Here is a 24,561-nt window from a genome sequence, read left to right on the forward strand (position 1 = left end):
TTTACGCTTCGCGGAACCGGTATCCGACTCCGTAAAGGGTTTCGATCATTTCAAAGTCGTCGTCGACGGCCTTGAACTTCTTGCGCAGCCGCTTGATGTGGCTGTCGATCGTGCGGTCGTCGACATAGACCTGCTCATCATAGGCCGAATCCATCAGCGCATCACGGCTTTTTACCACACCGGGGCGTTGCGCCAGCGAATGCAGGATCAGGAACTCGGTGACGGTGAGCGTTACCGGCTCGCCCTTCCAGGTGCAGGTATGGCGCTCCTGATCCATGACGAGTTGGCCGCGTTCGAGCGAGCGAGCCTGCTGGCTGGGCGCTTTTGCCGCGGCCTCGCGGGCACTGGCCCGGCGTAATACGGCGCGCACCCGCTCGACCAGCAGGCGCTGCGAGAACGGTTTGCGGATGAAGTCGTCGGCGCCCATCTTGAGACCGAACAATTCATCGATCTCATCGTCCTTGGAGGTCAGGAAGATCACCGGCAGGTCGGATTTCTGGCGCATCCGGCGCAGAAGCTCCATGCCGTCCATGCGCGGCATCTTGATGTCGAGGATGGCGAGATTCGGCGGCCGCGCCGCCAGGCCTTCCAGCGCGGACGCACCATCCGTGTAGGTCTCGACACGATATCCCTCGGATTCGAGGGCGATCGACACCGACGTCAGAATGTTGCGGTCGTCGTCGACAAGCGCGATTGTTGCCATTTCAAGCGGCTCCCTCATGAGCTGTCCCTTCTTTCGTAGAGAAGGGGCTTTTGCAGGACAAATTAGGTACAAAATGTGGCGTAGGCCTTGTCCGCTGTCACGAGCAAGGGTGCCGCCGGCCACAATTCAACCTCGACACGGATTGGACGAACGAACATCGCCAATCCTTTGGGCAACCACGAAACTTTTCGCATATATAAACGATTTAAACAACTTTCAAAATATTTAAATCGATTAATGATTTGATATCATTTGGCTTTTCTGGTTCTGACCATGCTGGCCTGCTTGGCGGGTGTGCCGGAAATACGCCGGCAAAGATGCGGCAAATCTTGAGAAAGGTCTCCAATGTCGGAAATCGGCAAACGCAATCGTGCCTGCGCGATCGATCGTATCGGTCTGAAAACCTCCGGCATGGTGCGCTACAATTTCGGCGCGGCCGCCCTCTATGAGGAAGCGATCCGGCGCGGCGAAGCCCGGCTGACCGCCCATGGCGCGCTCGTCGCCGAGACCGGCCAGCACACTGGCCGCTCGCCCAAGGACAAGTTCGTCGTTCGCGACGGCGCCACCGAGCCGCATGTCTGGTGGGACAACAACAAGGCGATCTCGCCGGCTCAATTCGACGTTTTGCTCGCCGATTTCCAGGCCCACGCCGAGGACAAGGATCTCTATGTACAGGATCTGGTCGGCGGCGCCGACGAGGAGCTCAAGCTGCCCACCAGGGTGATCACCGAATTTGCCTGGCACTCGCTGTTCATCCGCAACCTGCTCATCCGTCCCGACGCGGCCGAACTCGAACAGTTCGTGCCCGGCATGACGATCATCGACCTGCCGTCCTTCCGCGCCGATCCCGCCCGCCATGGCAGCCGCACCGAAACGGTGATCGCCGTCGACCTGACCCGCATGATCGTGCTGATCGGCGGCACCTCCTACGCCGGCGAGATGAAGAAGTCGGTGTTCACCATGCTCAACTACCTCCTGCCGGAGAAGGGCGTGATGCCGATGCACTGCTCGGCCAATGAAGGACCGGCCGGCGATGCCGCCATCTTCTTCGGCCTGTCGGGCACCGGCAAGACGACGCTGTCGGCCGATCCGTCCCGCACATTGATCGGCGACGACGAGCATGGCTGGGGCCCGCACGGCATCTTCAATTTCGAAGGCGGCTGCTACGCCAAGACGATCAAGCTGTCGGTGGAAGCCGAGCCGGAGATCTTCGCCACCACGCAACGCTTTGGCACGGTGCTGGAAAATGTCGTGCTAGATGCCGACGCAGTGCCGGATTTCAATGACGGCAGGCTCACCGAAAACACACGCTGTGCCTATCCGCTCGACTTCATCCCCAACGCCTCGAAGACCGGGCGCGCCAGTCATCCGAAGAACATCATCATGCTGACCGCCGACGCTTTCGGCGTGATGCCGCCGATCGCCCGGCTGACGCCGGCGCAGGCCATGTATCATTTCCTCTCCGGCTACACGGCCAAGGTCGCCGGAACCGAAAAAGGCGTCACCGAGCCCGAGGCGACCTTCTCGACCTGTTTCGGCGCGCCCTTCATGCCGCGCCATCCGTCGGAATATGGCAACCTTCTGCGCGAACTGATTGCCCGCCATGGCGCCGATTGCTGGCTGGTCAACACCGGCTGGACCGGCGGCGCGCATGGCACCGGCAAGCGTATGCCGATCAAGGCGACGCGCGCGCTGCTCGCTGCCGCCCTCGACGGCTCGCTGAAGGCAGGCGCTTTCCGCACCGACGCCAATTTCGGCTTCGAGGTGCCGGTGGCGGTGCCGGGCGTCGACAGCGCCATTCTCGACCCGCGCTCAACCTGGGCGGACAAGGCGGCCTACGACCGGCAGGCGGCAAGGCTGGTCAGCATGTTCGCCGTCAATTTCGAGAAATTCGAAAGCCATGTCGACGCCGTGGTGCTGGGGGCAGCACCTCGCATGCAGGAAGCGGCGGAGTAATCGCCAAGCCGCTCAGCATCATTGCCGCGTGGCACCAGTGAAGGCCCGGTTTCGATCGGGCCTTTTCTTTTTCGGTCCGCCGCGCCATGACTGCGGCATGCCGATCGACGACGACATCATCATCTCAGGCGAGGCCGTGATCCACCCGGGCGACTTGCACGAGGATTTCATCCGCTCGTCCGGTCCCGGCGGCCAGAACGTCAACAAGGTGGCGACGGCGGTGCAGCTTCGCTTCGACGCGCAGAACGCCGAGGGCCTGTCGGACCGTGTGCGCGAGCGGACCATAAAACTTGCCGGCCAGCGCGCCACCAAGGACGGTGTCATCGTCATCGAGGCCGGACGCTTCCGTACCCAGGAACAGAACCGCGCCGATGCGCGGGCCAGGCTCACGGCACTGGTCGCCAAGGCCGCCGAACCACCGCCGCCGCCGCGCAAGAAGACGCGGCCGTCGAAAGGCGCGGTCGAGCGGCGGCTCAAGACCAAGGCCGGGCGATCGACAGTGAAGAGGCTGCGCGGTCGGGTGGAGAACGATTAAGCAGCACGCCAATCGTGCCCGTCAACCGCCTTTGGCCAATCGGGCAAACGAATTCACCGCGCGTTCTGCCCGGGCAATTTCAGTGAAAAACGACGACGGCTTTCGGGTCGCCCTCTGCCTGTGATGGTGGCATCTTGCGGCTCCGAACATTAGCAAGGTGAACCAGTCCATGCTCGTTCTGCCCAAAGGCGTCCGCCACATGCCGGCCCATCTGTCCCGCGCCGTCCAGGAGACGCTGGTCGAGGAGGTGAGGAGCATCGTCCAGCAAGCGCCGTTGTTCGTGCCGGCCATGCCGCGGACCGGCAAGGAGATGAGCGTGCGCATGACAAATTGCGGTCCGCTCGGTTGGGTCACCGACAAGGAACGCGGCTATCGCTACCAGCCGACGCATCCGCTGACCGGAGAGCCATGGCCGCCTATCCCCGACAGCCTGCTCGACCTGTGGCGGCAGGTGTCGGGCTATCCGAATCCACCGGAGGCCTGCCTGATCAATTTCTACACGCCCGACGCAAAGATGGGCCTGCATCAGGATCGCGACGAGGCCGATTTCTCGGCTCCCGTCGTCTCTGTCTCGCTGGGCGACGACTGTCTGTTCAGGGTCGGCCAGACAACGCGCGATGGCGCTACCAAATCGTTCAGGCTGAAAAGCGGCGATGTCGTCGTGCTTGGCGGCGAGGGCCGTCTTGCCTTCCATGGCGTCGACCGCATCTACCCTTCGACCTCCGCGCTGCTCAAGAACGGCGGCAGGATCAATCTGACGCTGCGGCGGGTGACGAAGCCCGGCGAGACCTCCACATAAGCCGATCTTAACGCGCGTCGCTTATCAAGGCGGACAGGGTCTTGGAAACAGCGCAATGGCACAGGCCGATCAGACTGCCCGCAATCGATCCGATTTCCGTTTCGCGGCACTTGTGCTGTGCACCGGAATCCTGATCGGACTGCGCTACCATCTTGCCTTGTGGACCTTCGACGAGCACGGCTTCTCCGAACTCAGTGACCGGCTGCCTTATTGGGATTTCACCAATCTGTGGGCCGGCGGACGCATGGCGCTCGACGGCCATGTAGCCTGGCTGTTTGACGTCGACAGCTATCGCGCGGCCTTGCGGCGGATGTTTTCGCCCGATCTTCCCAACCAGGAATGGAGCTACCCGCCCAGCATCCTGGTCTTCGGCGTGCCGCTCGCGCTGCTGCCGATCTTTGCGGCCTATTTCATCTGGACTTTCGGCACCGTCTTCTGCCTCTGGCTGGCGGTGCGGCCGCTGAAACTGGGCAAGCTGGCCGAAGCGGCCGTCCTTGTGTGTCCGGCCGTCTTCATCAACGCCATCTTCGGCCAGAACGGTGCCCTGACCACCGCTCTTCTCATTGGCGGACTGGCCGTGGCGCCAAAACGGCCAATCCTGGCCGGGCTGCTGTTCGGTCTGCTGACGATCAAGCCGCATCTGGGCATTCTGGTGCCGTTCTGCCTGCTGGCCAGCGGCAACTGGCGTGCCATCGCCGCAGCGGCTCTGTCATCGGCGGCTCTGTTCATTTTGACCGGGCTCTCACTCGGATTCGACGTCTGGCATCTGTTCTGGACCGAAACCCGCCCCCTGATGACGGCGATCCTGGAGGCACCCTATCCCCAACCCTACCAGGCCAATGCCGCAACCATGTTCTTCCTGGCGCGCGCATGCGGCGCCGGGCTGACAGTGGCCTATGCGATGCAAGCCGCTGCGACCATTGCCGCGATCTGCGCCGCCATCTGGGTCTGGTTGCCACGGCGGCAGGTCGTGCATGGCGAAAGAGTGGTCCTCACCGCCGTGCTGGCAACGGTCGCGACGCCGTACGGCTACAGCTACGACACCGTCGGTCTCGCCGTTGCCGTCGCCTACCTGTTTTCGAGGCGCGCCAGCATGCCCCGGATTTTCCTGGCGCTCGTCTGGCTCTATCCTGCCATCGCTCATCTGGTGAACGGCATCGGGCTTGGCATCGGCGTGTTGGTGCCCTTGTCGCTGTCGGCATGGATGCTTGCCGACATAAGGGCTCGCGAACGCGTGACCTCGACGATAGCTGACGGCCGGATATCATCGCCACGGTGAACCATTGCCGTGCCCTCGGCTCTCTTCCGCGGGGTGTCCATCGGGCTCGATCCGCTCGTGCCGCCATCGCGATCCTGGCGGGTGAACTCCGATATCTCAGCGCAGCGGCGAAAAGGTCGCCGAGACCAGATGGAAAGGCAATGCGCCATAGGCGGCGACCGTCGCCTGGTCATCCCATTGGCGGAATTGCCGCGACGGCCGCGCCTCCAGCGTCAGGGCATGCTGCCGGCCGTCGACTGTAACCTTGCCGCGAAAGCGCAGCACCCTTTCCCCACCGGACCGGCTGATGGCCATCGCACGCAGACGCGCGACGTGGTCGTCACCCCGGTTGATCTCCATTTCGATACGGCGCCGGACCGGCGGAACGCTGATCCTGACCGTGATGTCCAGCATCATCTCCCCTGCCGTCGGCGGGCAAGGTATGGTCTGCGAGAACACCAGGGGCGACGGTGCTTCCGGCTGCTCGCGGCGGGCCGGCCCGTCGCGCCATGCTTTTCCGCGCCATGCCCTGGCGGGCGGCTCCTGCCGAAGCCGGCCGCTCTTGCGTCGCAGACGCAACTGCTTGGCAAAGCCGCGCGACAACCAGACCAGCCTGCCGAAGTCGGTCCGTGGCTTGGCTTGCAGCATGGCCGACCAGCGCGAAAGGCCTGTACGGTCGGCCATCTCAAGCAGGCGCGCCAGCACCCTGTCCGGCGCCGCCACGCCTATTTCGAGCGCGAGGTAGGAGAGCGCCACCGCTGCGGCAACGGCAAGGCCACGCCTGGCGACAACGTCGAGGAACACGTCCCAGTCGACGTCGCCGACGCGAATGGCTACCGCGCAATCGACCAGCCAATCGCTGTGCGTGTGGGCGTCGAGCCCGCCATGCGCGATGGCCAGCGCGATGCGGTCCGCCGGCGACGGCACCAGCACGCCGACACCACTGAATTCGGCCGCCGCCGCCCGCCGCCAGATCGCCTGGTCGTCCTCGTCGCTTTGCTGGGAACCGTCATAGGCAAGCTGGTGCAGGTCGATGTCGCCATAATTGCCCTTGAAGAAGTTCATCGACCGCAACGACGCCAGTCTTGTCCTCAGATATTGCGGGCTCACCCCGGTGGCGATCTGCCAGTCGCGGTCGCGCAGCACGTCGAACGCCGTTCCCATGTCCTGCGGCCGCACCAATATGTCGATGTCGTGCGCCACCCGGCCACGCTGCGCCGACGCGTCCAAGGCAATGCGACTGGCGCCCTTGATCAGCATCACAAGGCATCCGGCGTCCGTCATCGCCTGCAGCGCCGGTTCGGCCTCGCGCATCGCCATGCGCGACTTGGTCCACAGCATCTTTTGCAGACCGACAAGACGTGGATAGGCGGAATGGCCGGCCAATTTCCGGCCGAACCGGTCGCAGATGGCGGCAAGCAGCCGATGCTCCCTGAAGGAGACGAGATCGATGTCGTTGGCGCTCAGCCACTCCATCGCGCAACCGGCGGCCGCGTCGTCGTCGGCAAGAAGCGCGGCCTTGAGCAACTGGTCGAGCCCGCCCGTCGGCCAGGGCCAGCCATAGTCCGGGAAACGGCGGCTGATGCGGCGGATGCGCGCCATCAGCCCGCGCCGGTCTTGTTTCGGACCCGTCGCAGCATGGCCAGCCGCGCCACTTCGAGATAGCCGCGGTCGCGCGTCGCATCGCGTCCGTACGACAGGCTGCCGGGCCTGATGCGGCGCAGCGCCAGCACCTCTTCCATCATGTCGAAGGCAAGGCCCGCCTCGCGTGCCCGCGCGATCCAGTCGATCATTTCGCCGCGACCGCCCGGCGGATCGACAACCGGACCGACGGTCTCGGCGACCTCGCGCCGGATCAGCATCGTGGTCCGCGACCAGCCGGGCACGACCGCATCCTCGGGTGCATCGGGCCGGTCATTGCGGAAGTTTCGCAAATGGCAGAAGACGCCCGATGTGCCGGGCAATCCTCGCAGATATGCAAGCTGATCCTCGATCTTGGTCGGCAGCCAAAGGTCGTCGGCGTCGAGCGTCGCGATGAACGGCGTCGACAGCGCGGCGATGCCTCTGGTCGTGGCGCTGCCCGGTCCGGCATTTGCCTGGCGCAGCAATTGCAGCGGCAGGTCCGTTCCGCCGATCGCCGCGGCGAGATCGTCGGTTGATCCGTCGTCGACGATCACCACCAGGTCCGGCCGCACCGTCTGCGCCGCAACCGATCGCAGCGTCTCGGCGATGGTGCCGCTGGCGTTGAAGGCCGGTATGACGACGCCGTATCCGTCCATCACAGGGCACGCCAATCTGACAGTTTGTCGAGCTCGAAGATCCCTTCGATCGGCCGCAGCGACGGGTCGGCCTTGCGCCGCTTCATGGATTTGTAGATAGCGCGCAGGAATTCCCGCGACTGGACGTCCTCTTGCCTCGTCATGTTGCCCGCATGCCGTCTGTAATAGAGCGCGACCGTGTCGGGAAGCACGTATCTGGGGCCGATCTCAAAACCGCGCAGCAGGTAGTCGGTATCTTCGGCCTGGACGAAATCCTCGTCGAAATCGCCTATCCGCGCGACGAGGCGGCGCGCGAAGATCGCCGCCGACAGGTGAATGCCGCGAACCGTGATGCTGTTGCTGTCCGCCATGGGCTCCAAGGTCCCATCATCGATTTTGTCGACCAGCATCATCCTCGAATAGGTCAGGTCGAGATCGGGATTCTTCCGGAAAAGCTCGACATCGGCTCCGAAGCGCCCCGCTGGCGAGATGTCGTCCGAATCGAGGAACGACACCAGTTCCGCCTCGGGCTTGAGCTGCCTGAGCCCGCTGTTGCGCGCTCGGGTCACCCCCATGTTTTCTTGCCGGAACAGCCGGATGCAGGAATGATCATCCATCATCGCGCGCACGGCCTCGACCGAGCCGTCGGTCGAACCGTCGTCGATGACGATGATGTCGAGATCGGCGGCATCGCCTTGCCTGAGCAGCGAGCGCAGCGCGGCGCCGACATAGGCCTCGCGATTGTAGACCGGCATGATCACGCTCAGCCTCATCCTCGGCCTCGCGGCCGCTGCTGCACCACCCGTTTTGATCGCGAGATATCCCGCATCAAAACAGCCGCCAGTCGGGCGTGCTCTTGAGCTCGAAAATGCGGGGAATCTCACGCAGGGACGGGTCGGCCCTGCGTCGCCGGGTCGAATTGTGGATCGCCCGCATGTGGTCGCGGAGCCGGCCCTCGCGCTTCCGGGTGATATTGCCGGCGTGGCGCCTGTAGTAGATCGCGACGGTCTCCAGAAGACGGTAATTCGGACCCGTTTCGAAGATGCGCAGCAGATAGTCAGTGTCCTCGCACTGGTCGAATTCCTCGTCGAAACAGCCTATGCGATCGACAAGCGCCCGGCTGAACAGTCCGGTGCTCATTGAAATGCCGCGCAGCGTTACAGTGCGGCTGCCCGCTACCGGCTCCATCGTGTCATCGTCTATCTGCTCGGCCAGGGTCATCAGGGAGTAGGTCAGGTCAAGGCCCGGGTCGGCCTCGTAGCAAGCCAGATCCGCCTTGAAGCGCCCGGCAAGCGAGATGTCGTCGGAATCGAGGAACGACACAAATCCGGCATCCGGCGGCAACTGTCTCAGCCCGGCATTGCGCGCCCTCGCGACACCCATATTGGGTTGCAGAAACAGGCGGATGCAGGGCGCCTCGCGCATCGTCGACCGTACTGCCTCCACCGAGGCGTCCGTGGAGCCATCGTCGATGACGATGATGTCGAAGTCGGCGTCAGCGCGCTGCCTGATCAACGAGCGCAGCGCCGGGACGACGTAGCGCTCGCGATTGTACACAGGCATGATCACGCTGAGCTTCACCGGGCGCCTCGTGTCAGGACGTCCTCGATCGTGCCGGCGATCTCCGCCGGGTCGGTGCCGAGGGACAAACGAAAGCACGGCAGGCGGCGCGTCAATTCGCTGAAGAAGCGAAAGCCGCTTTCGCGTTCGCCCGGCATCTGTGCGATGCCGGACGGCGCCAAGGCAATCATGGCATCCCTGCGCGACACCGGCATGATCGAACTTGCTCCGCCACCGCTAATATGTGGCACCATCAGCGCAACGATGTCCAGCATCGCGGGCACCGGCCCAGGCGCGATCTCATCGACGTGAAACATGTGCTTGCCCTGCCAGTTCAGCGGGCCTTGCGCCGTTAGCCGCTTTTGCAGGCCCAGCCGCGTGAAACCTTGCGCGTCCTGCTTCAAGGTCGAGAAAAGGGGCCGCGCGGTCACGCCTCCGGCGAGATCGATCAGCACATAGTCGTCGCCGACACTGTCTAGTCCGTTGAGCAGGCCGGCGGCGACGGTGCCGGATTTCCCGGCTCCACGCGAGCCGGCAAGGAGGATACCCTTGCCATCGATGCCGAGCGTGCCGGCATGGGTCAGCCGCATGCCGCGTGCGGCATATTCCCAATGCAGGAAGGCGCGCAGCGGTGCCCCCGGCTCCCAAGGCGGAAAGGCATCGGCCGAGGCCATCAGCTGTACGCCAACGCAACGTTGGGGATCGTAGATCTGCCAGAAATCTAGATCGTGGAAATAGTGGCCGCGTAACCCGGCTTCGGCGAGCCGTTTGGCAAAGCCGTGCTCGGTGAAATGCGCGTCGCCCCATCGCGCCGGCTCCGGGATGCCGTCGATGCCGGGATGAGCGATGAAGATGCGGCAGGTGGACGGTTCCGGCTGATCGTGAGCGGCCTCGACAAATGCATGGCTCAGGGCGTCGGCGAGCACACCGTGACCCAGATGCACGGCCAGTTCCAGCCCGGGCAGCCGAACCCGCCGGATGGTCGGATAGCGCGAGGCAGCGCCTTCAGCGGCGGCGATGAGATACCGGGCGTAGTCCGGCAGGGTTTCGAGCGTGACGCGCGGCATCAAGCGCCTTCCATCACGGCTGCGGCCGGCCGATCAGGAAGCCTGCTTGACCGCCGGCCAGCCAAGGGGTTCCTCGACCTCATGGATGGGATCAACGACGATCAGGTCCGCGAGGTCGTCGTGGATGCTGACATTGAGCGGCTCGCTGGTGGCGGCAAGCTCGGCTTGCAATTCGCCCGGCAGTGGCTGCGCCGCCGCTTCCGAACGCACCAGCAAACCCAGTTCGAGCAGCTGCGATATGAAGTGTTCGAGTTCGGCGTGGCTTATTGTCGAGCCGCCCGCGGCCAGCCCGATCAGAGCCTGGGCGTCCGCTCCGGACGAAAGCACCTGCCACGCCTTGCTGCCGGAATCGGAGAAGCCGAAATATTTGCCATTGGCAAGGTTGAGCACCACGGCCTCGCCATCGAAGGATTCGAAAACGATATCCCGGCTCGCAACCGCATAGGCATGGGATTCATGCTTCATTGTTGCCCCGCTTTACATCCCTGCCCGCCAGCAGGACCGCTTCCACCGACAACGCCTGTAGACTTTCGGTCGTTCCTTGGCAAGGTAACCTTGCCGGCAAGGCGCCGACATTTCCGGGATCAGTCGAAGGACGGGCGGATCAAGCCTCGATTTCCAGCGCCGACAATGGCTTGGAACAACAGGCCAGGATGAAGCCGTCGTCGATCTCATGATCGAGGATGCCGCCATTGTGACTCATCTCGACGCTGCCGGAGACTTTCTTCACCTTGCAAGTTCCGCACAGGCCGAATTCGCAGGCCGCCGGTATCCGCACGCCCGAGGCGCGCGCGGTCTGCAGCACGGTCTGGCCGGCGACGCAGTCGGCGTCGACATCCGAAAGCGCGAAGCGGATCGGCGTCGCGGCTTCGACGGAAATTGCCGCGCCGGCTTCAGCCGGCGCGGCAAACGGTGCCGGGACTTCGTCCACGGTCGGCGCGGCAAAGCTTTCCTGATGGTACTTTGCCATGTCGAAGCCGGCGGCTTCGAGCATGCCGCGCACGGCGCGCATGAAGGGATCGGGCCCACAGCAGAAGATTTCGCGTTCGCGGAAATCGGGTGCCAGGAGCGGCAGCCGGATGGCGTCGATGCGGCCCATATGGCCGTACCAGCCCTCGCGGCTCGACCGCTCCTCGATCATGAAGCCGAGCGACAGGCCAGGCATGTGGCCCCCGAGCAGTTCGAGTTCCTTGCGGAAGATGATTTCTTCCGGGCGCCGCGCGCAGTTGACGAAACCGACATCGGTCCATGGCGCACAGTCGTTCAGCCAGCGCAGCATCGACATCATCGGCGTCACGCCGGAGCCGGCCGAGACGAACAGATATTTCGCCGCCGGATGGCTGTGCAGTGAAAAGTCGCCGCCCGGTCCATAGGCCTTGACGTGCGAGCCGGGCGCCAGGTGATCGAACATCCAGCGTGTGCCGATGCTGCCCGCCTGCGCCTTCACCGTCACCGCGATCGAGAACGGCCGCGACGGCGACGACGACAGCGTGTAGGTGCGCATCAGCGGCCCATCCGGCGTCGGCAGTTCCAGCGTCACGAACTGGCCCGGCTTGTAGCGGAACCAGGTCTGGTTGTCGGACCGGAAGGTGAAGGTCTTGACGTCGGGCGCCTCGTCGCTGACACCGGTCACTTCCAGCACCTGCAGCCTGTCGTTCCAGGGCGCCATCTGGTCGAGATGGCGATAGAGGCCAAGGTCGGTCATCGCATTCATCCCTGCATACCTTTCATTTTGCGGATGTCGTGATCCCAAAACCGCTGCACACTTTTGGGTGACATGCGCTAGGCGACGCTGCGCAGCGCCGGCCGCCCGCCTTCGGCCAGGCGCGGACCGATGAAGCGGGCATACCAGTCGACGAACTGGATGACGCCGCCTTCATGCAGCTCCGAATACGGGCCGGGTTCATAGGCCGGCGACAGGATACCGAAAGCGTTCTCCTCGACGATCCGGCGGTCCTGGTCGTTGGTCTCGGTCCAGACATGGGTGAGTTCGGCGAGATCGTAGTCGACACCCTCGACCGCGTCCTTGTGCACCAACCACTTCGTCGTCACTGCCGTTTCGGTGGCGCTGACCGGCAGCACGCGGAAGGTGACGGCATGATCAACGAGGATGTGGTTCCAGGTCGTCGGGTAGTGATAGTGCATCAGCGTGCCGATGCGGTCGGCCGAAACGCTGTCGGACAGGTCCTTCCTCACCGCCCGCTTGCCGGTCATCGTGTAGCTCTGGGCGTCGCGCAGCAGCGGCGCGCGGGTGGCGCGGTATTGCCCGGCCGGGTCGATGCGGAATTTGCTGGGCAGGCCAACAGCTTCGCACTTCGCCCAGTGCGCCAGCATCTCCGGATCGCTGTCGGCGCCTTGCACGCCGGTCACGGTCGGTGCTTCCGGGAAGGTCTTGCACAGTTCGGGATGATTGCCCGCGCAATGATAGCATTCGCGGTTGTTTTCCCAGACCAGCTTCCAATTGCCCTTCTCGATGATCGTGCTCTCGAAGGCGATCTTGGCCTCGCTCAGCCGGTGCGGCTTGAGATAGGGCTCGATCATCGCCCGCATCGGCGCGAAGTCGGCCGGCTCCTTGGCCAGGCAGATGAAGACATAGCCGGCGACGCTTTCGCAGGCGACCGGCTTCAGCCCGAACTGGCTCTTGTCGAACCCCTCGGCCATCTGGCGGGCGAACAGCAGGCGCCCGTCCAGCTCATAGGTCCACTGGTGATAGGGACAGACCAGTTTGGCGGCCATGCCCTTGTCGCTGTTGCAGACGCGGCTGCCGCGATGGCGGCAGGAATTGTGGAAGGCGTTGATCTTGCCCTGCTGATCGCGCACCAGCACGATAGGATAGTCGCCGATCTGCACGGTGATGAAGCTGCCCGGCTTGGGCAATTCGCAATCATGGCCGATGAACAGCCAGTCGCGATACCAGATCAGCTCCATGTCGAGCTTGAAGTAGTCCGGGTCGGTGTAAAAAGGCTGTTCCAGCGAAAAGCCTTGTCTGCGGCTGTTCAAGAGCCTCAGCATGTCGTTGCGCGCGTCCATGTCCTGTCCTCATTTTCAAGGACTGAACTGGTGGTGATTGAGGAAGGACTGGACGCAGATCGGCGCAAAGCCGGACAAACACCATCCGCCTCTTGACCGCCCACCGCGATCAGTCGAGTTCTAGCCATCTCGGGCTGGTTTCCGGGCTCTGGAGTCGTCCTTACGGACCATCGCGACACCTTCCCAGGCTTACGCCCAGTGGTCTCCCGTTGCGACTTGAACTCCACCACCGTTGCGGGGGCAGCGCCGGAATCTGACCGGCTTCCCAATTCTCCGCTCCGTCGTCACGCAGCGGCACCTGAGATGCCTGATCTAATCACGGCAGGGTTTGCGACATCGGCATGAAAGCGACATCGCATCCATGCGGCGCGACACGCATGCTGGAACGTCGTGACAGGGGTCGCATCATCAAATCGCCTTCTGTCGCCAGGCGCGCCGGCACCGTTTTTTCGACCCCTTTGCCGGGGGCGAAAAGGTTAACAGTTTCGAAAAGTGACTATTAGCAGATTCTAAAATCGAACCGAACGGTTCGTTTCTGTTGACGGTGCGTGCAGGACGGTGTGAACGCCGAGCCTCCGATACAGTTGGTGATCGGGGTGCCATTTTTAGCTAACTGATTGATATAACGACAGAAAATAACAGATGTGGAAATCACTGGCACAATTTCAAGTGGTAGAGTCATGGTCCACGCTGAACAACTTCGTGATTGGAAACAGCAGAGGTGCTCTCCCACATCGGGGCGGTCCGAACGACGCGATTTTAATCCCAAGACACGCCGCTAGACGGACGGAAAAATACTGGAGTACCCAAAATGAAAAAGATTGTTCTCACTGCCGCCGCCCTTCTGGCCATTTCCGGCAGCGCCTTCGCTGGTAGCGACCATTACGGTTCGAACGCCGCCACCCCCGCTGCCACTGTCGACAGCTCGTACACCGCTTCGACCAGCAAGTCGGAGCCGGCTGCTCAGACGCCTGCCCAGGGCGCCGACCACAATCTCTTCGGCAACAACTAACAGCCGATCCCCGGCTTGCGGCGGGGCGACCCTGCCGCGCGGGGTGGATGCCACAAATTCAGGAGTACCTAAAATGAACAAGATCCTCATTGCCGCCGCCGCCGTCCTGGCCCTCTCCGGCAGCGCCTTTGCCGGCAGCGACAACTACGGTTCGAGCGGTGCCAACCAGGCGGCTGTCACGTCGACCGACAACGCGAACACCGCATCGATCGGCAAGTCGGCTCCGGCCACCGAGGCGCCTGCCCGGCCGGGTAGCGATCGCAACCTCTTCGGCCGTTGACGCCTGTTGCGAGTGGCGGGCTCGCTCGCCACTCGTGGAATTCAAGACGTTAGGAGTATTGGAAATGAACAAGATCCTCATTGCTGCCGCCGCCGTTCTGGCCCTCTCCGGCAGCGCTTTCGCCGGCAGTGACAACTATGGCTCCAATGGCGCCAATCAGCCCACTGCATCGTCGACCGTCAATGTCGATACGTCGCATACGGGTTCGGTCCGCAACAGCGACTCACCCATCTACAAGCTGCTCAACTCGTCCGGCGACGTGCAGAAGTCCGCCCCTCACGGCGCAGACCGCAATCTCTTCGGCAACAACTAACCAGCCGTCGTGATGTATAAAAAGAGAGCGGCGGGCCAGCCCGCTGCTCTCTTTTTTTGTTGTCGAGACATGGCTGGCCTCAGGCGGCTTTTGCTTCCGCTTCGTGCAGCGCGAACGACCGTCCATCCGCATCGAAGATATGAAGGTCGCCGGCATTGGCGGTCAACTGCAGCGTCGAGCCGCGCTTGATCTCGACATTGCCCGGCAGCTTGGTCACCAGCGGCAGGTCGGCCCGGCCGATGTCGATATAGACCAACTGAACCTCGCCGAGTTGCTCGACATAATCGACCGTCCCCTCGAACAGATAGTCCGCACCACTGGCGATCGCGAGATCTTCCGGCCGCACGCCGAAGCTGACCGCCGCTCCCTTTGCCGAAGCAGGCGTCGCGATCGGCACCGTCGCCTTGCGGCCGCCGACATGGCTGATGATGGTCGGATTGCCCGTCTTGTCGACCGTGGCCGGCAGGATGTTCATGGCCGGCGAGCCGATGAACTGGGCGACGAATAGGTTGCCGGGGTTCTTGTAGAGCTCCATGGGCGTGCCGACCTGCTCGATGTGGCCATCCTTTAGCACCACGATGCGGTCGGCCAGCGTCATCGCCTCGACCTGGTCGTGGGTGACATAGATCATGGTCGTGTTGGGCATCGATTCCTTGAGCTTGGCGATCTCGATACGCGTGGCGACGCGCAGTGCCGCGTCAAGGTTCGACAGCGGTTCGTCGAACAGGAACACTTTTGGATTGCGCACGATGGCGCGGCCGATGGCGACACGCTGACGCTGGCCGCCCGACATCGCCTTGGGCAGGCGGTCGAGATATTTGGTCAGCTGCAGGATTTCGGCGGCCTGCCGCACCCGTTTGTCGATCTCGGCCTTGCTTTCCTTGCCGATCTTCATCGAGAAGGCCATGTTGTCGTAGACTGTCATGTGCGGATAGAGCGCGTAGGACTGGAACACCATGGCGATGCCGCGCTTCGATGGCGGCACGTCGTTGACCACCTGGCCGTCGATCTTGAGTTCGCCCGAGGTGATTTCCTCAAGCCCGGCGATCGAGCGCAGCAAGGTCGACTTGCCGCAGCCCGACGGGCCGACGAAGACGATGAATTCGCCTGATTTGATGTCGAGGTCGATGCCGTGGAGAATGTTGAGATTGCCGTAGGACTTCTTCACTTGTCTCAAATTGACATCGGCCATTGATTTCCTCCCAGTGGTTCCTCAGATGTTCAGCCTATGCGCCCGAACCAGACGCCGTAACCGCCGAGTTCGACCGTACCGGTGCTTGCCTGCCCGGAAAATCCGTGTCCCGCCAAAGGTTGCAGGGTTCGGTTGCCGAGGTCAACCTTCGCTGGCGCAGCGCCCAGATTGAAGACGCAGACGATCTCCTCATTGCCCGCCCGGCGGGTGAAGGCGACGGTGTCGCCCTGGCTTTCGATGAAGCTGATGTCGCCCTTGGCCAATGCCGGATGGGCGCGGCGGAAGGCGAGAAAGCGCCGGTAATGCTCAAGCAGCGAGGTTTCGTCACCTTGCTGCACGTTGACCGCCTGTGACAGGTGGCTGGCCGGCACCGGCAGCCAGGGCTTTGCCTGGGAGAAGCCGCCATTGCTGGCATTGCCGTCCCACACCATGGGTGTGCGGCAGCCGTCGCGGCCCTTGAATTCCGGCCAGAAGCGGATGCCGTAGGGGTCCTGCAGGTCCTCGAAGCGCAGGTCGGCCTCGCCGAGCCCGAGTTCTTCGCCCTGGTAGATGCAGACCGAGCCGCGCAGCGACATCAGCAATGCCGAGATAACCTTGAGATAAGCGGTCGGGTCGGCTTCGCCGGCGGCCCAGCGCGAGGCCGGGCGCATCACGTCATGGTTGGAAAACGCCCAGCACGACCAGCCGTCGCTGGCCACCTCGCCAAAAGCCTCCAGCACCGAGCGGACCTTGGCGGCGCTGATCTTTTCCGGCGCCAGGAAGTCGAAGGAATAGCACATATGCACGCGCTTGCCGCCCGCTGTATAGGCGGCGACCACGTCCAGCCCGCGCTGCGAATCGCCGACTTCGCCGACCGCGGCGGTCGCCGGATACTCGTCGAGCAGCGCCCGGAAACGCTCGAGGAAGGCGAGGTTCTCCGGCCGGCTCTTGTCGTAGATATGATCCTGGTAGTTGTAGGGATTGACCGCCGGTGCGGTCTGGTCGTTGCGCTCTTCCGGTGGCAGCGGCGGGTTGTTTTCCAGCCCCTGGCTGTGGAAGTAGAAATTGATGGTGTCGAGGCGGAAGCCGTCGACGCCGCGCTCCAGCCAGAAGCGGGTGACGTCGAGCAGCGCGTCCTGGACTTCCGCGTTGTGGAAGTTGAGGTCGGGCTGCTCGGCCAGGAAATTGTGCAGGTAGTATTGCTGGCGGCTGGTGTCCCATTGCCAGGCCGAGCCGCCGAAGATCGACAGCCAGTTGTTGGGCGGCGTGCCGTCGGGCCTTGCGTCCGCCCAGACATACCAGTCGGCCTTCGGATTGACGCGGCTCGAGCGGCTTTCCTTGAACCAAGGATGGATGTCGGCGGTATGCGACAGCACCTCGTCGATCATCACCTTGAGGCCCAGCCGGTGCGCCTCCGCCGTCAGTGCGTCGAAATCCGCCAGCGTGCCGAACATCGGGTCGACGTCGCAATAATCCGAGACGTCGTAGCCGAAATCCTTCATCGGCGATTTGAAGAAAGGCGAGATCCAGATGGCATCCGCGCCAAGGGCGGCAATGTAGGGCAGCCTGCCGATGATGCCTTTGAGGTCGCCGATGCCGTCGCCATTGGAGTCCTGAAAGCTGCGTGGATAGATCTGATAGATCACCGCGCCCCGCCACCAGTCGCGGTCGATGGCGGGGTCTGGTTTCGAAGTCGCCTTCAAAGCCGATTGCATTGTCTCAACCTCCTTTCACCGAGCCGGCCAGCAGCCCGCGGACGAAATAGCGCTGCAGCGAGAAGAAGACGATCAGCGGCACGATGATGGTGATGAAGGCCGATGTCGTCAGGATCTCCCAGTTGCCGCCGCGCGAGCCGAGCAGCGCATTGAGCTTGGCCGTCAGCACGATCTGATCGGGCGCCGTTCCGAGGAAAACCATTGCCACCAGCAGATCGTTCCATACCCACAGGAATTGGAAAATGGCGAAGGAGGCAAGCACCGGGAAGGACAGCGGCAGCACGATCTTGACGAAGATCTCGAAATCGCTGGCGCCGTCGATGCGCGCCGATTCCATGATCTCGCGCGGCAGGCCGGCGATATAGCTGCGCAACAGGTAGATGGCGAAGGGCAGGCCGAAGCCGGTATGCGCCAGCCAGATGCCGAGATAGGTCTTGGACGGCACGCCGAAGAAAGTGCCGACGCCGTTGTAGAGCCTGAGCAGCGGGATCAGCGACATCTGCAGCGGCACCACCAGAAGGCCGATGATGACCGCTATCAGCAAGGCGCGTCCGGGAAACCGCATCCAGGCCAGCGCGTAGGCGGCAAAGGCCGCGATCAGGATCGGGATCACGGTCGCCGGGATGGTGACCGTCAGCGAATTCATGAAGGAGCGGCCGATGCCTTCGGAGAACAGCACGGTCTGGTAGTTGTCGGTGGTGAATTTCGGCGGCGCCGACGAGGCGTAGTAGACGCGCTGGCCGCGATCGCCTTCGAAGGCCTTGGGCGATGCCATGACGAAGCTGCCGTCGGCATTGACCTGCAGGGTCACGCCGTCACCGAGGTCGGCTGATGTGCCGGCCGGATATTGTGTAGGTGCTGCTGCCTTGACGCCGAAGGCGCTGATGTTGCGCTTGACGCCGTCGCCGAAAATGTTGCCCTCGAGGACGAACTTGCCGTCCTTCTGGGTCTGCGCCGAGGCGGCCGGCAGGCGCCCGGCCTCGGTCTGGCTGGAACTGGCGAACGAATTCCACCAGCCCGAGGCGACGATCTGGTCCTTGTCGCGCAGCGACGAGACGAGGATGCCGAGCGTGGGGATGGTCCAGATCGCCACGAAGACGAGCACCGCGATATGGACGCCGAAACGGCTTGCGAAGGAATTTCCGGTCGCCACGGCCATATCAGTGCCCTCCCGTCTCTTTGTTGGCCTGGCGGATGTTCCAGATCATGATCGGAATGACCGCGATCATGATGATGATGGCAATGGTCGCGCCGCGGCCGAAGTCGCCGCCGCCGCGGAACATCCAGTCGAACATCAGATTGGCCAGCACCTGGCTGTTCCATTGGCCGTTGGTCATGGTCAAGACGATGTCGAACACCTTCAGCACCAGGATGGTGATGGTGGTCCACACCACCGCGATGGTGCCCCAGATCTGCGGCACCATGATCTTCCAGAAGATCTGGAACGGGTTGGCGCCGTCTATGACGGCGGCTTCCAGCGTTTCTTCGGGGATGCCGCGCAGCGCCGAGGACAGGATGACCATGGCGAAACCGGTCTGGATCCAGATCAGGATGATCATCAGGAAGAAGTTGTTCCAGAACGGCAGCGATATCCAGACCTGCGGCTGACCGCCGAAATGCTGGATGATGGCGTTGAGCAGGCCGATCTGGATCTGGCCGTCGCCACGATATTCGTAGATGAACTTCCAGATCACGCTGGCGCCGACGAAGGAGATGGCCAGCGGCAGGAAGATCAGGCTCTTGGCGATCGTGCCCCACCATATCTTGTCGGTAAGCACGGCGATGATCAGGCCGAGGAAGGTGCAGGCCGCCGGCACCACCGCCAGCCACAGGATGTTGTTCATGATCGCGTTTCGCAGATCCGGATCGCGCAGCGCCCATTCGTAGTTGGCGAACCCGACGAAACTCGTGCCGCCGCGGTCGAAGAAAGACAGCCACAGCGTCGCGATCACCGGATAGATCAGGTAGATGGTCAGGATGATCAGCGCCGGACCCACGAACAGCCAGGGCCGCACCAATCCCTGCCGGCGCAGATTGTTAACGGCGGCCGTCCCGGACACCCCGCGCGAGGGGAAGATCAAATCGAGCAGTTTGTTGGCGCCCCAGAAATAGGCGACGCAGCCGCCGACGCCGATGATGATGACGAATATTGCCGAGAAAATCTGAGTCGCCATGGGTCCCTCTCCCTGCGCATGACCGGCCAGCGATGCTGGCGATCGGATGCACCGACTTTCAGTTATTCGGAACAATCGAAACGTGAAGGCTTCCGGCGAGCACTGCCGGTCGGATCCGGGCCGTGGCCCGGATCCAGCAGGAGGATTGGAAGGTGTTAGGTCGCCCCGCTATTTGATAGCGTCCCAGCTCTTCTGGATGTCGGTGGCGACATCCTGGGCGGACTTGCCGCCGACCAGGTCGATCATGCCGGTCCAGAACGAGCCGGCACCGACCTTGCCGGGCATCAGGTCGGAGCCGTCGAAGCGCACCGTCGTGGCGCCGACCAGGATCTCGCCCTGCTTCTTCAGCGCATCGCTGCCATAGGCGTCCTTGTTGGCTCCCTTGAAGGGGGTGACGAAGCTCTTCTGCGCCATCCACAATTCATGCGCGAGCGGCATCTGCAGGAATTTGATGAATTCGCGCGACGCCTTGGAATCCTTGGTGATCATCACCAGCGTTCCGGCCACTTCCAGCGGCGTTCCCAGTTCCGGCTTGGAGGCGTAAGGCGGGTAGGGGAAGAAGTCCGCATCCTGGCCGAGCTTCACGCCCTCCGGGAAGAAGGAGGGGATGAACGATGCCTGATGGTGCATGTAGCACTTCGGCGGCACGGTGAAGAGTCCCTTCGGGCTGTCGCGGAAGTCGGTCGCCGCGACTGCCTTGGCGCCGCCGTCCACCATCTTGTCGTCGGTGGCGATCTTGCCGAAGATGTCGATGGCGTTGACCACCGCCGGATCGGTGAACGGGATCTCGTTCTTCACCCACTTGTCGTAGACTTCGGGCGGCTGCGTGCGCAGCATGATGTCCTCGACCCAGTCGGTCGCCGGCCAGCCCGTCGCGCCGCCCGAACCAAGCCCGATGCACCACGGCTTGCCGCCATCGGCGATGATCTTCTTTTCGAGCTCCGCCAGTTCTTCCTGCGTCTTCGGCACCTTGTAGCCGGCTTCCTCGAAATTGTCGGGCGAGTACCAGACCAGCCCCTTCACGTCGATCTTGTAGGGAAAGGCATAGAAGCCCGGCTTGCCGTCCTTGCCGTTGTAGGTGCCGAGCTTGGCCCAGGAGTCGCCGGCGGCGTAATTCTCCTTGACCCAAGCCGCGACGTCGTCGCCCAGCGGGGTCAGCACGCCCTTGGAAGCAAGGTCCTGGATGAGGCCCGGCTGCGGCAGCACGGCGATGTTGGGCGGGCTGCCGGCCTGGGTGTCGATGACGATCTGCTGCTCGTAATTCTCGGACGAGGAATATTTGACCTCCGCGCCGGTGGCTTCGGAGAAATAATCGAGTACCGACCGCACAAGCGTCTCGTCCTCGCCACGCCACGGTCCGAAGATCGACAGAGTCTCGCCCTTGAGGTCGACTTTCTTGAGATCTTCGTAATTCGCCCAGTTGAAGCGCTTGTCCTCGCCCGGCTTGAACTTCAGTTCGGCATGCGCGGGCGCGCTCAGGGCGAATGCGGCAGACGCAACACCCAGCAAAAGCATTTTCTTCATCGGTATTCCTCCCAGTGGGTCACACACTCACCGGACGGAACCTCCATTCCGCCCGCCGACGCCGCAGGACTGTGACTCAGTCGCAAGGGAACCGCAACCTTTCGAAGAGTCTTCCAAAGCGCTTTGGCTTCGCCGATCTCGCCATTGAATCGATCAGGAGTCAAGAGGGCCTGCGGACTAATCGATTTAATTGCCTGCAGCCAGGGCTCGAAAAAGTGCGTCGCAACATACTTTTTTGGCAATGCGACAGCAATTCTTGTTTCAAACCCAGCCCCGGCACGCTTATGGTCTCTGCGATATGGCCGCGTCGCGGACGGTAGTTGGGTCGATTCAATCTAAAAGCGCTTTGAGGCGGGGAGGCCTCTCGTGAACCTCAAGCAACTTGCGCATATGCTGGCGCTTTCGCAGACCACGGTTAGCCGGGCGCTGAACGGCTACCCCGAAGTCAACGAGGAAACCCGCAGGCGCGTCATGGACGCCGCCAAGCGCCACGGCTATCGCCCCAATCCGAGCGCGCGCCGGCTGGCCACGGGCAAGTCCGGAATGATCGGCTATGTCCTGCCGACGGGTGCGGCCGTCGACATCGACCCGCACTTCGTCGAATTTCTGTCCGGCCTGGGCGACTATGCCCGCTCGCACGAACTCGACCTCGTGTTGTCGCCGGCTGATGCCGACGATCAGGAGACGACCTACCGGCGTATCGTCGCCAACCGGCAGGTCGACGCCGTCTACATCTCTTCGCCCAGGCCCGCCGACCGGCGCGTGGCGCTGGTCAACACGCTCGGCATTCCTTTCATCGTCCATGGCCGCAGCGAGGGTTTCGATTTCGACTATCCCTATCTCGACATCGACAATGAAGGCGCTTTCCACGAGGCGGCCCGGCTGCTCGTCCAGCTCGGCCATCGGCGGCTGGCGCTGATCAACGGCGATGACAGGGAAACCTTCGCCATTCACCGCGAGCGCGGCCTGCGCCGGGCGCTGGCCGCGAGCGGCCTGACATTGGGCGATCGCCATGTCTGCTCCGTCGTCATGACCGAGGAGAATGGCTATCGCGCTGCCCGGCGCCTGCTCGAACAGGACGGCGCGCCGACGGCAATCGCCTGCTCCAGCCTGATCATGGCGCTCGGCGTCGTGCGCGCGGTGCGTGATCTCGGGCTCAGCATTCCCGGCGACGTCTCGCTGATTGCCCATGACGACGTCTTTCCCTGGCTGAAGCCGGAGAATTTTTCCGTGCCGCTGTCCACGACGCGCTCGTCGATCCGGCTGGCCGGCGCACGCATTGCCGAGCGGCTGGCGGCACGCATATCGGGGCTGGAGGAGGGCGCCCGCGGCGAGGTCTGGCCGGTCGACCTGGTGGTGCGGGCGTCCGTGGCTGGCGCGCCTGCCTAGCTCGCGGATTTGAGATGATCGATGAAGGCGCGCAGCTTCGGCAGGACCTGGCGCTTGCCGGGATGATAGAGGAAGACACCCGGCGTCGTCGCCGAGAGGCCCTCTAGAACGGGCTTTAGTTTTCCCTGGGCAATCGGACCCTCGGCAATGGGTCGAGGCGTTTGCGCCAATCCAACGCCTTGCATCGCGGCCCCCAGCAACGTCGGATAGTCATGCGCGATCAGCGGGCCCGAGACGATCGCCTCGATCGTTTCGTTGCCGTCGACGAAGGACCAGGGCGCGATGGCGCCGTTCGAGCGGCGCAAGCGCAAGCAGGCGTGGTGGCGGAGATCCTCGACATGCGCGGGATAGCCATGGTGCTCAAAATAGTCCGCGCTGCCGACGACGACGAAGCTGAACGGCGGCGTCAGCCGCACCGCGACCATGTCCGGCGCGACGAATTGGCCGAGGCGGATGCCGGCGTCGAACCCGCCGTTCGCGAGATCGACCATCTCGTCGCTCGCGGCGATCTCCAGCTCGATCTCGGGATAGGCTCGGCAGAACGACGCGATCATCGGCTCCAGGATCAGCGGCACGACGGCCCGGGGCACGGACAGGCGTAGCAGTCCGGTTGGCCGCTGGCCGACATCTCGGGCGGCTTCGCCGGCCGAGACGAGTTCTTCGAAGGCAGGGCCGGCGCGGTCAAGAAACCGCTGACCGGGCTCGGTCAAGCCGACGCTGCGCGTCGTGCGGACGAACAGCGCGGTGCCCAAGCGCGCTTCCAGCGCGCGCACCGCCTGGCTCACGGCGGACGGCGTCACGCCGAGATCCGCGGCGGCGCGGCGGAAGTTGCGGTGCCTGGCGACAGCCAGGAACGCCTCGACGCCCTCCAGCGCACCATGACGGACTGTGTAGTTCTGCTTCATAGGTCGTTGTGATTACAGGGGATAGTCGAATTATGGAAGCGGGCTTAGGTAGTAGGTCGAAGCACGGAGACATCTTGCAATGACCAATGAACTCGATGGGGTGCGCGACCATTATCGCGCGACCGGCCTGACTGAGCGGCTGAAGACCGTACTGGCCGCCCTTGGTCCAGCGGACCAGCTTCTCACGCCACAGCAATTGGGTACCCTCGACCAGTTTCACACGCGTGGGCTTGCTGCCACCGCCGAGCTTGCCCAATTGGCGGGGGTCGCCGCCGATATGTCGGTCCTGGACGTCGGCTCGGGCATCGGCGGGCCGGCGCGCTTTCTGGCTGCGACCTATGGCTGCCGGGTTACTGGCGTGGACCTCAGCGCGCCTTTCGTGGAAGCCGCACGCTATCTGACCGAACGCACGGGACAGAGCGGGCAGCTGTCGTTCCAGGCCGCCAATGCCCTGGAGCTTCCGTTCGACGACGGCCGTTTCGACATCGTGTTGCTGCAGCATGTGGCGATGAACATCTCCAACCGGGCGCGGCTCTATCACGAGACCAGGCGCGTGTTGAAGTCAGGCGGCCGGTTTGCCACGTTCGACGTCGCATTGGGCAAGGGTGAACCGCACTATCCGCTCCCCTGGGCACGAATGCCGGCGACGAGCTTCCTCCTGACAGCCGACGCGACGCGCGCGGCGATCGAAGCGGCCGGCTTCCGCGTGCTCGCATGGCAAGACGACACTGAGGCCGCCAGAGCCTGGTTCGCGCAACTGCGCGCATCGGGGCCGCCGCCTTCGCCAAATCTCGGCGTGGTGATGGGGCCGGACTTCGCCGAGCTTACGACCAACCTGGGTCGAAATCTCATGCAGGGCCGGCTCGGCATCCTGACCGCGGTGTTCGAAGCAGTGTGAACCGGCTGTCGGGA

Annotated in this window: 24 protein-coding genes and 1 riboswitch; of the genes, 9 read left to right on the top strand and 15 right to left on the bottom strand. The window is 63.4% G+C overall.

Annotated elements, in window-relative coordinates:
• Window position 1: 1 nt before the first annotated feature.
• Complete coding sequence (locus tag EN824_RS22965; protein ID WP_010912942.1) at window positions 2-703, bottom strand: response regulator transcription factor; 702 nt, start codon at window positions 701-703, stop codon at window positions 2-4.
• 345 nt (window positions 704-1,048) lie between these two features.
• Here EN824_RS22965 and EN824_RS22970 point away from each other — a divergent pair, with 345 nt between their 5' ends.
• From EN824_RS22970 to EN824_RS22985, 4 genes are all read left to right on the top strand, one after another.
• Window positions 1,049-2,659, top strand: coding sequence for a phosphoenolpyruvate carboxykinase (locus tag EN824_RS22970; protein ID WP_135917027.1), 1,611 nt, complete (start codon window positions 1,049-1,051; stop codon window positions 2,657-2,659).
• A gap of 97 nt (window positions 2,660-2,756) precedes the next feature.
• Complete coding sequence (gene arfB / locus EN824_RS22975; protein WP_127275655.1) at window positions 2,757-3,194, top strand: alternative ribosome rescue aminoacyl-tRNA hydrolase ArfB; 438 nt, start codon at window positions 2,757-2,759, stop codon at window positions 3,192-3,194.
• A 169-nt stretch (window positions 3,195-3,363) separates the two neighbouring features.
• The gene (locus tag EN824_RS22980; protein WP_127275656.1) at window positions 3,364-3,993 is read left to right on the top strand and encodes an alpha-ketoglutarate-dependent dioxygenase AlkB; all 630 of its coding nucleotides are present in this window, start codon (window positions 3,364-3,366) and stop codon (window positions 3,991-3,993) included.
• Window positions 3,994-4,048: 55 nt separating this feature from the next.
• Window positions 4,049-5,272: a glycosyltransferase family 87 protein gene (locus EN824_RS22985; RefSeq protein ID WP_245521005.1), complete on the top strand. Its 1,224-nt coding sequence runs from the start codon at window positions 4,049-4,051 to the stop codon at window positions 5,270-5,272.
• Between the two features lie 96 nt (window positions 5,273-5,368).
• Here the strand turns inward: EN824_RS22985 and EN824_RS22990 are convergent, their stop codons facing one another.
• From EN824_RS22990 to EN824_RS23025, 8 genes are all read right to left on the bottom strand, one after another.
• A complete protein-coding gene (locus tag EN824_RS22990) occupies window positions 5,369-6,853 on the bottom strand; it encodes a nucleotidyltransferase family protein (protein ID WP_167531525.1) in 1,485 nt (494 codons plus the stop codon).
• Window positions 6,853-7,530, bottom strand: a complete 678-nt coding sequence (locus EN824_RS22995) for a glycosyltransferase family A protein (protein ID WP_135862493.1) — start codon at window positions 7,528-7,530, stop codon at window positions 6,853-6,855. The genes EN824_RS22990 and EN824_RS22995 overlap by 1 nt, the downstream gene beginning before the upstream one ends.
• The gene (locus EN824_RS23000) at window positions 7,530-8,282 is read right to left on the bottom strand and encodes a glycosyltransferase (protein ID WP_135862491.1); all 753 of its coding nucleotides are present in this window, start codon (window positions 8,280-8,282) and stop codon (window positions 7,530-7,532) included. Before EN824_RS23000 ends, EN824_RS22995 begins: the two co-directional genes overlap by 1 nt.
• 55 nt (window positions 8,283-8,337) lie before the next feature.
• Window positions 8,338-9,090, bottom strand: coding sequence for a glycosyltransferase family A protein (locus tag EN824_RS23005; protein WP_189343549.1), 753 nt, complete (start codon window positions 9,088-9,090; stop codon window positions 8,338-8,340).
• Window positions 9,087-10,136, bottom strand: coding sequence for a serine kinase (locus tag EN824_RS23010; protein WP_135862489.1), 1,050 nt, complete (start codon window positions 10,134-10,136; stop codon window positions 9,087-9,089). The genes EN824_RS23005 and EN824_RS23010 overlap by 4 nt, the downstream gene beginning before the upstream one ends.
• 33 nt (window positions 10,137-10,169) lie before the next feature.
• Window positions 10,170-10,601 carry a PqqD family protein gene (locus EN824_RS23015; RefSeq protein ID WP_127873344.1) on the bottom strand — a complete coding sequence of 144 codons (432 nt, stop codon included), beginning with the start codon at window positions 10,599-10,601 and terminating at the stop codon, window positions 10,170-10,172.
• A 139-nt stretch (window positions 10,602-10,740) separates the two neighbouring features.
• On the bottom strand, window positions 10,741-11,841 hold the full coding sequence (locus tag EN824_RS23020; protein WP_127873345.1) for a hybrid-cluster NAD(P)-dependent oxidoreductase: 1,101 nt from the start codon (window positions 11,839-11,841) through the stop codon (window positions 10,741-10,743).
• 77 nt (window positions 11,842-11,918) lie between these two features.
• The gene (locus EN824_RS23025) at window positions 11,919-13,166 is read right to left on the bottom strand and encodes an aromatic ring-hydroxylating dioxygenase subunit alpha (protein ID WP_127873346.1); all 1,248 of its coding nucleotides are present in this window, start codon (window positions 13,164-13,166) and stop codon (window positions 11,919-11,921) included.
• A 114-nt stretch (window positions 13,167-13,280) separates the two neighbouring features.
• A riboswitch (cobalamin riboswitch) is annotated at window positions 13,281-13,483 on the bottom strand.
• A 494-nt stretch (window positions 13,484-13,977) separates the two neighbouring features.
• Between EN824_RS23025 and EN824_RS23030 the strand changes: the two genes are divergently transcribed.
• From EN824_RS23030 to EN824_RS23040, 3 genes are all read left to right on the top strand, one after another.
• The gene (locus tag EN824_RS23030; RefSeq protein ID WP_127275665.1) at window positions 13,978-14,178 is read left to right on the top strand and encodes a DUF680 domain-containing protein; all 201 of its coding nucleotides are present in this window, start codon (window positions 13,978-13,980) and stop codon (window positions 14,176-14,178) included.
• Between the two features lie 73 nt (window positions 14,179-14,251).
• Complete coding sequence (locus EN824_RS23035) at window positions 14,252-14,458, top strand: DUF680 domain-containing protein (RefSeq protein WP_127275666.1); 207 nt, start codon at window positions 14,252-14,254, stop codon at window positions 14,456-14,458.
• Window positions 14,459-14,522: 64 nt separating this feature from the next.
• The gene (locus EN824_RS23040) at window positions 14,523-14,771 is read left to right on the top strand and encodes a DUF680 domain-containing protein (RefSeq protein ID WP_127275667.1); all 249 of its coding nucleotides are present in this window, start codon (window positions 14,523-14,525) and stop codon (window positions 14,769-14,771) included.
• Between the two features lie 79 nt (window positions 14,772-14,850).
• Here EN824_RS23040 and ugpC read toward each other — a convergent pair whose 3' ends face one another.
• From ugpC to EN824_RS23065, 5 genes are all read right to left on the bottom strand, one after another.
• A complete protein-coding gene (ugpC, locus tag EN824_RS23045) occupies window positions 14,851-15,963 on the bottom strand; it encodes a sn-glycerol-3-phosphate ABC transporter ATP-binding protein UgpC (protein WP_127275668.1) in 1,113 nt (370 codons plus the stop codon).
• A gap of 29 nt (window positions 15,964-15,992) precedes the next feature.
• A complete protein-coding gene (locus tag EN824_RS23050; protein WP_135862487.1) occupies window positions 15,993-17,657 on the bottom strand; it encodes an alpha-glucosidase in 1,665 nt (554 codons plus the stop codon).
• 4 nt (window positions 17,658-17,661) lie between these two features.
• Window positions 17,662-18,816 (bottom strand): carbohydrate ABC transporter permease, encoded by a 1,155-nt coding sequence (locus tag EN824_RS23055; RefSeq protein WP_127275670.1) that lies wholly within the window; start codon window positions 18,814-18,816, stop codon window positions 17,662-17,664.
• Window position 18,817: 1 nt separating this feature from the next.
• The gene (locus tag EN824_RS23060; RefSeq protein ID WP_127275671.1) at window positions 18,818-19,831 is read right to left on the bottom strand and encodes a sugar ABC transporter permease; all 1,014 of its coding nucleotides are present in this window, start codon (window positions 19,829-19,831) and stop codon (window positions 18,818-18,820) included.
• Between the two features lie 168 nt (window positions 19,832-19,999).
• A complete protein-coding gene (locus tag EN824_RS23065) occupies window positions 20,000-21,355 on the bottom strand; it encodes an ABC transporter substrate-binding protein (protein ID WP_127275672.1) in 1,356 nt (451 codons plus the stop codon).
• 366 nt (window positions 21,356-21,721) lie between these two features.
• On the opposite strand from EN824_RS23065, the gene EN824_RS23070 reads away from it, so the two are divergent.
• On the top strand, window positions 21,722-22,744 hold the full coding sequence (locus EN824_RS23070; RefSeq protein ID WP_135862485.1) for a substrate-binding domain-containing protein: 1,023 nt from the start codon (window positions 21,722-21,724) through the stop codon (window positions 22,742-22,744).
• Here EN824_RS23070 and EN824_RS23075 read toward each other — a convergent pair.
• Window positions 22,741-23,649, bottom strand: a complete 909-nt coding sequence (locus EN824_RS23075; protein ID WP_135862483.1) for a LysR family transcriptional regulator — start codon at window positions 23,647-23,649, stop codon at window positions 22,741-22,743. The genes EN824_RS23070 and EN824_RS23075 overlap by 4 nt on opposite strands.
• Before the next feature lie 79 nt (window positions 23,650-23,728).
• On the opposite strand from EN824_RS23075, the gene EN824_RS23080 reads away from it, so the two are divergent.
• The gene (locus EN824_RS23080; RefSeq protein WP_127275721.1) at window positions 23,729-24,547 is read left to right on the top strand and encodes a class I SAM-dependent methyltransferase; all 819 of its coding nucleotides are present in this window, start codon (window positions 23,729-23,731) and stop codon (window positions 24,545-24,547) included.
• Window positions 24,548-24,561: the final 14 nt, after the last annotated feature.

Origin of the sequence: Mesorhizobium sp. M8A.F.Ca.ET.181.01.1.1 (assembly GCF_004792025.1) — a bacterium.
In the GTDB taxonomy this organism is placed as follows: Bacteria; Pseudomonadota; Alphaproteobacteria; order Rhizobiales; family Rhizobiaceae; genus Mesorhizobium.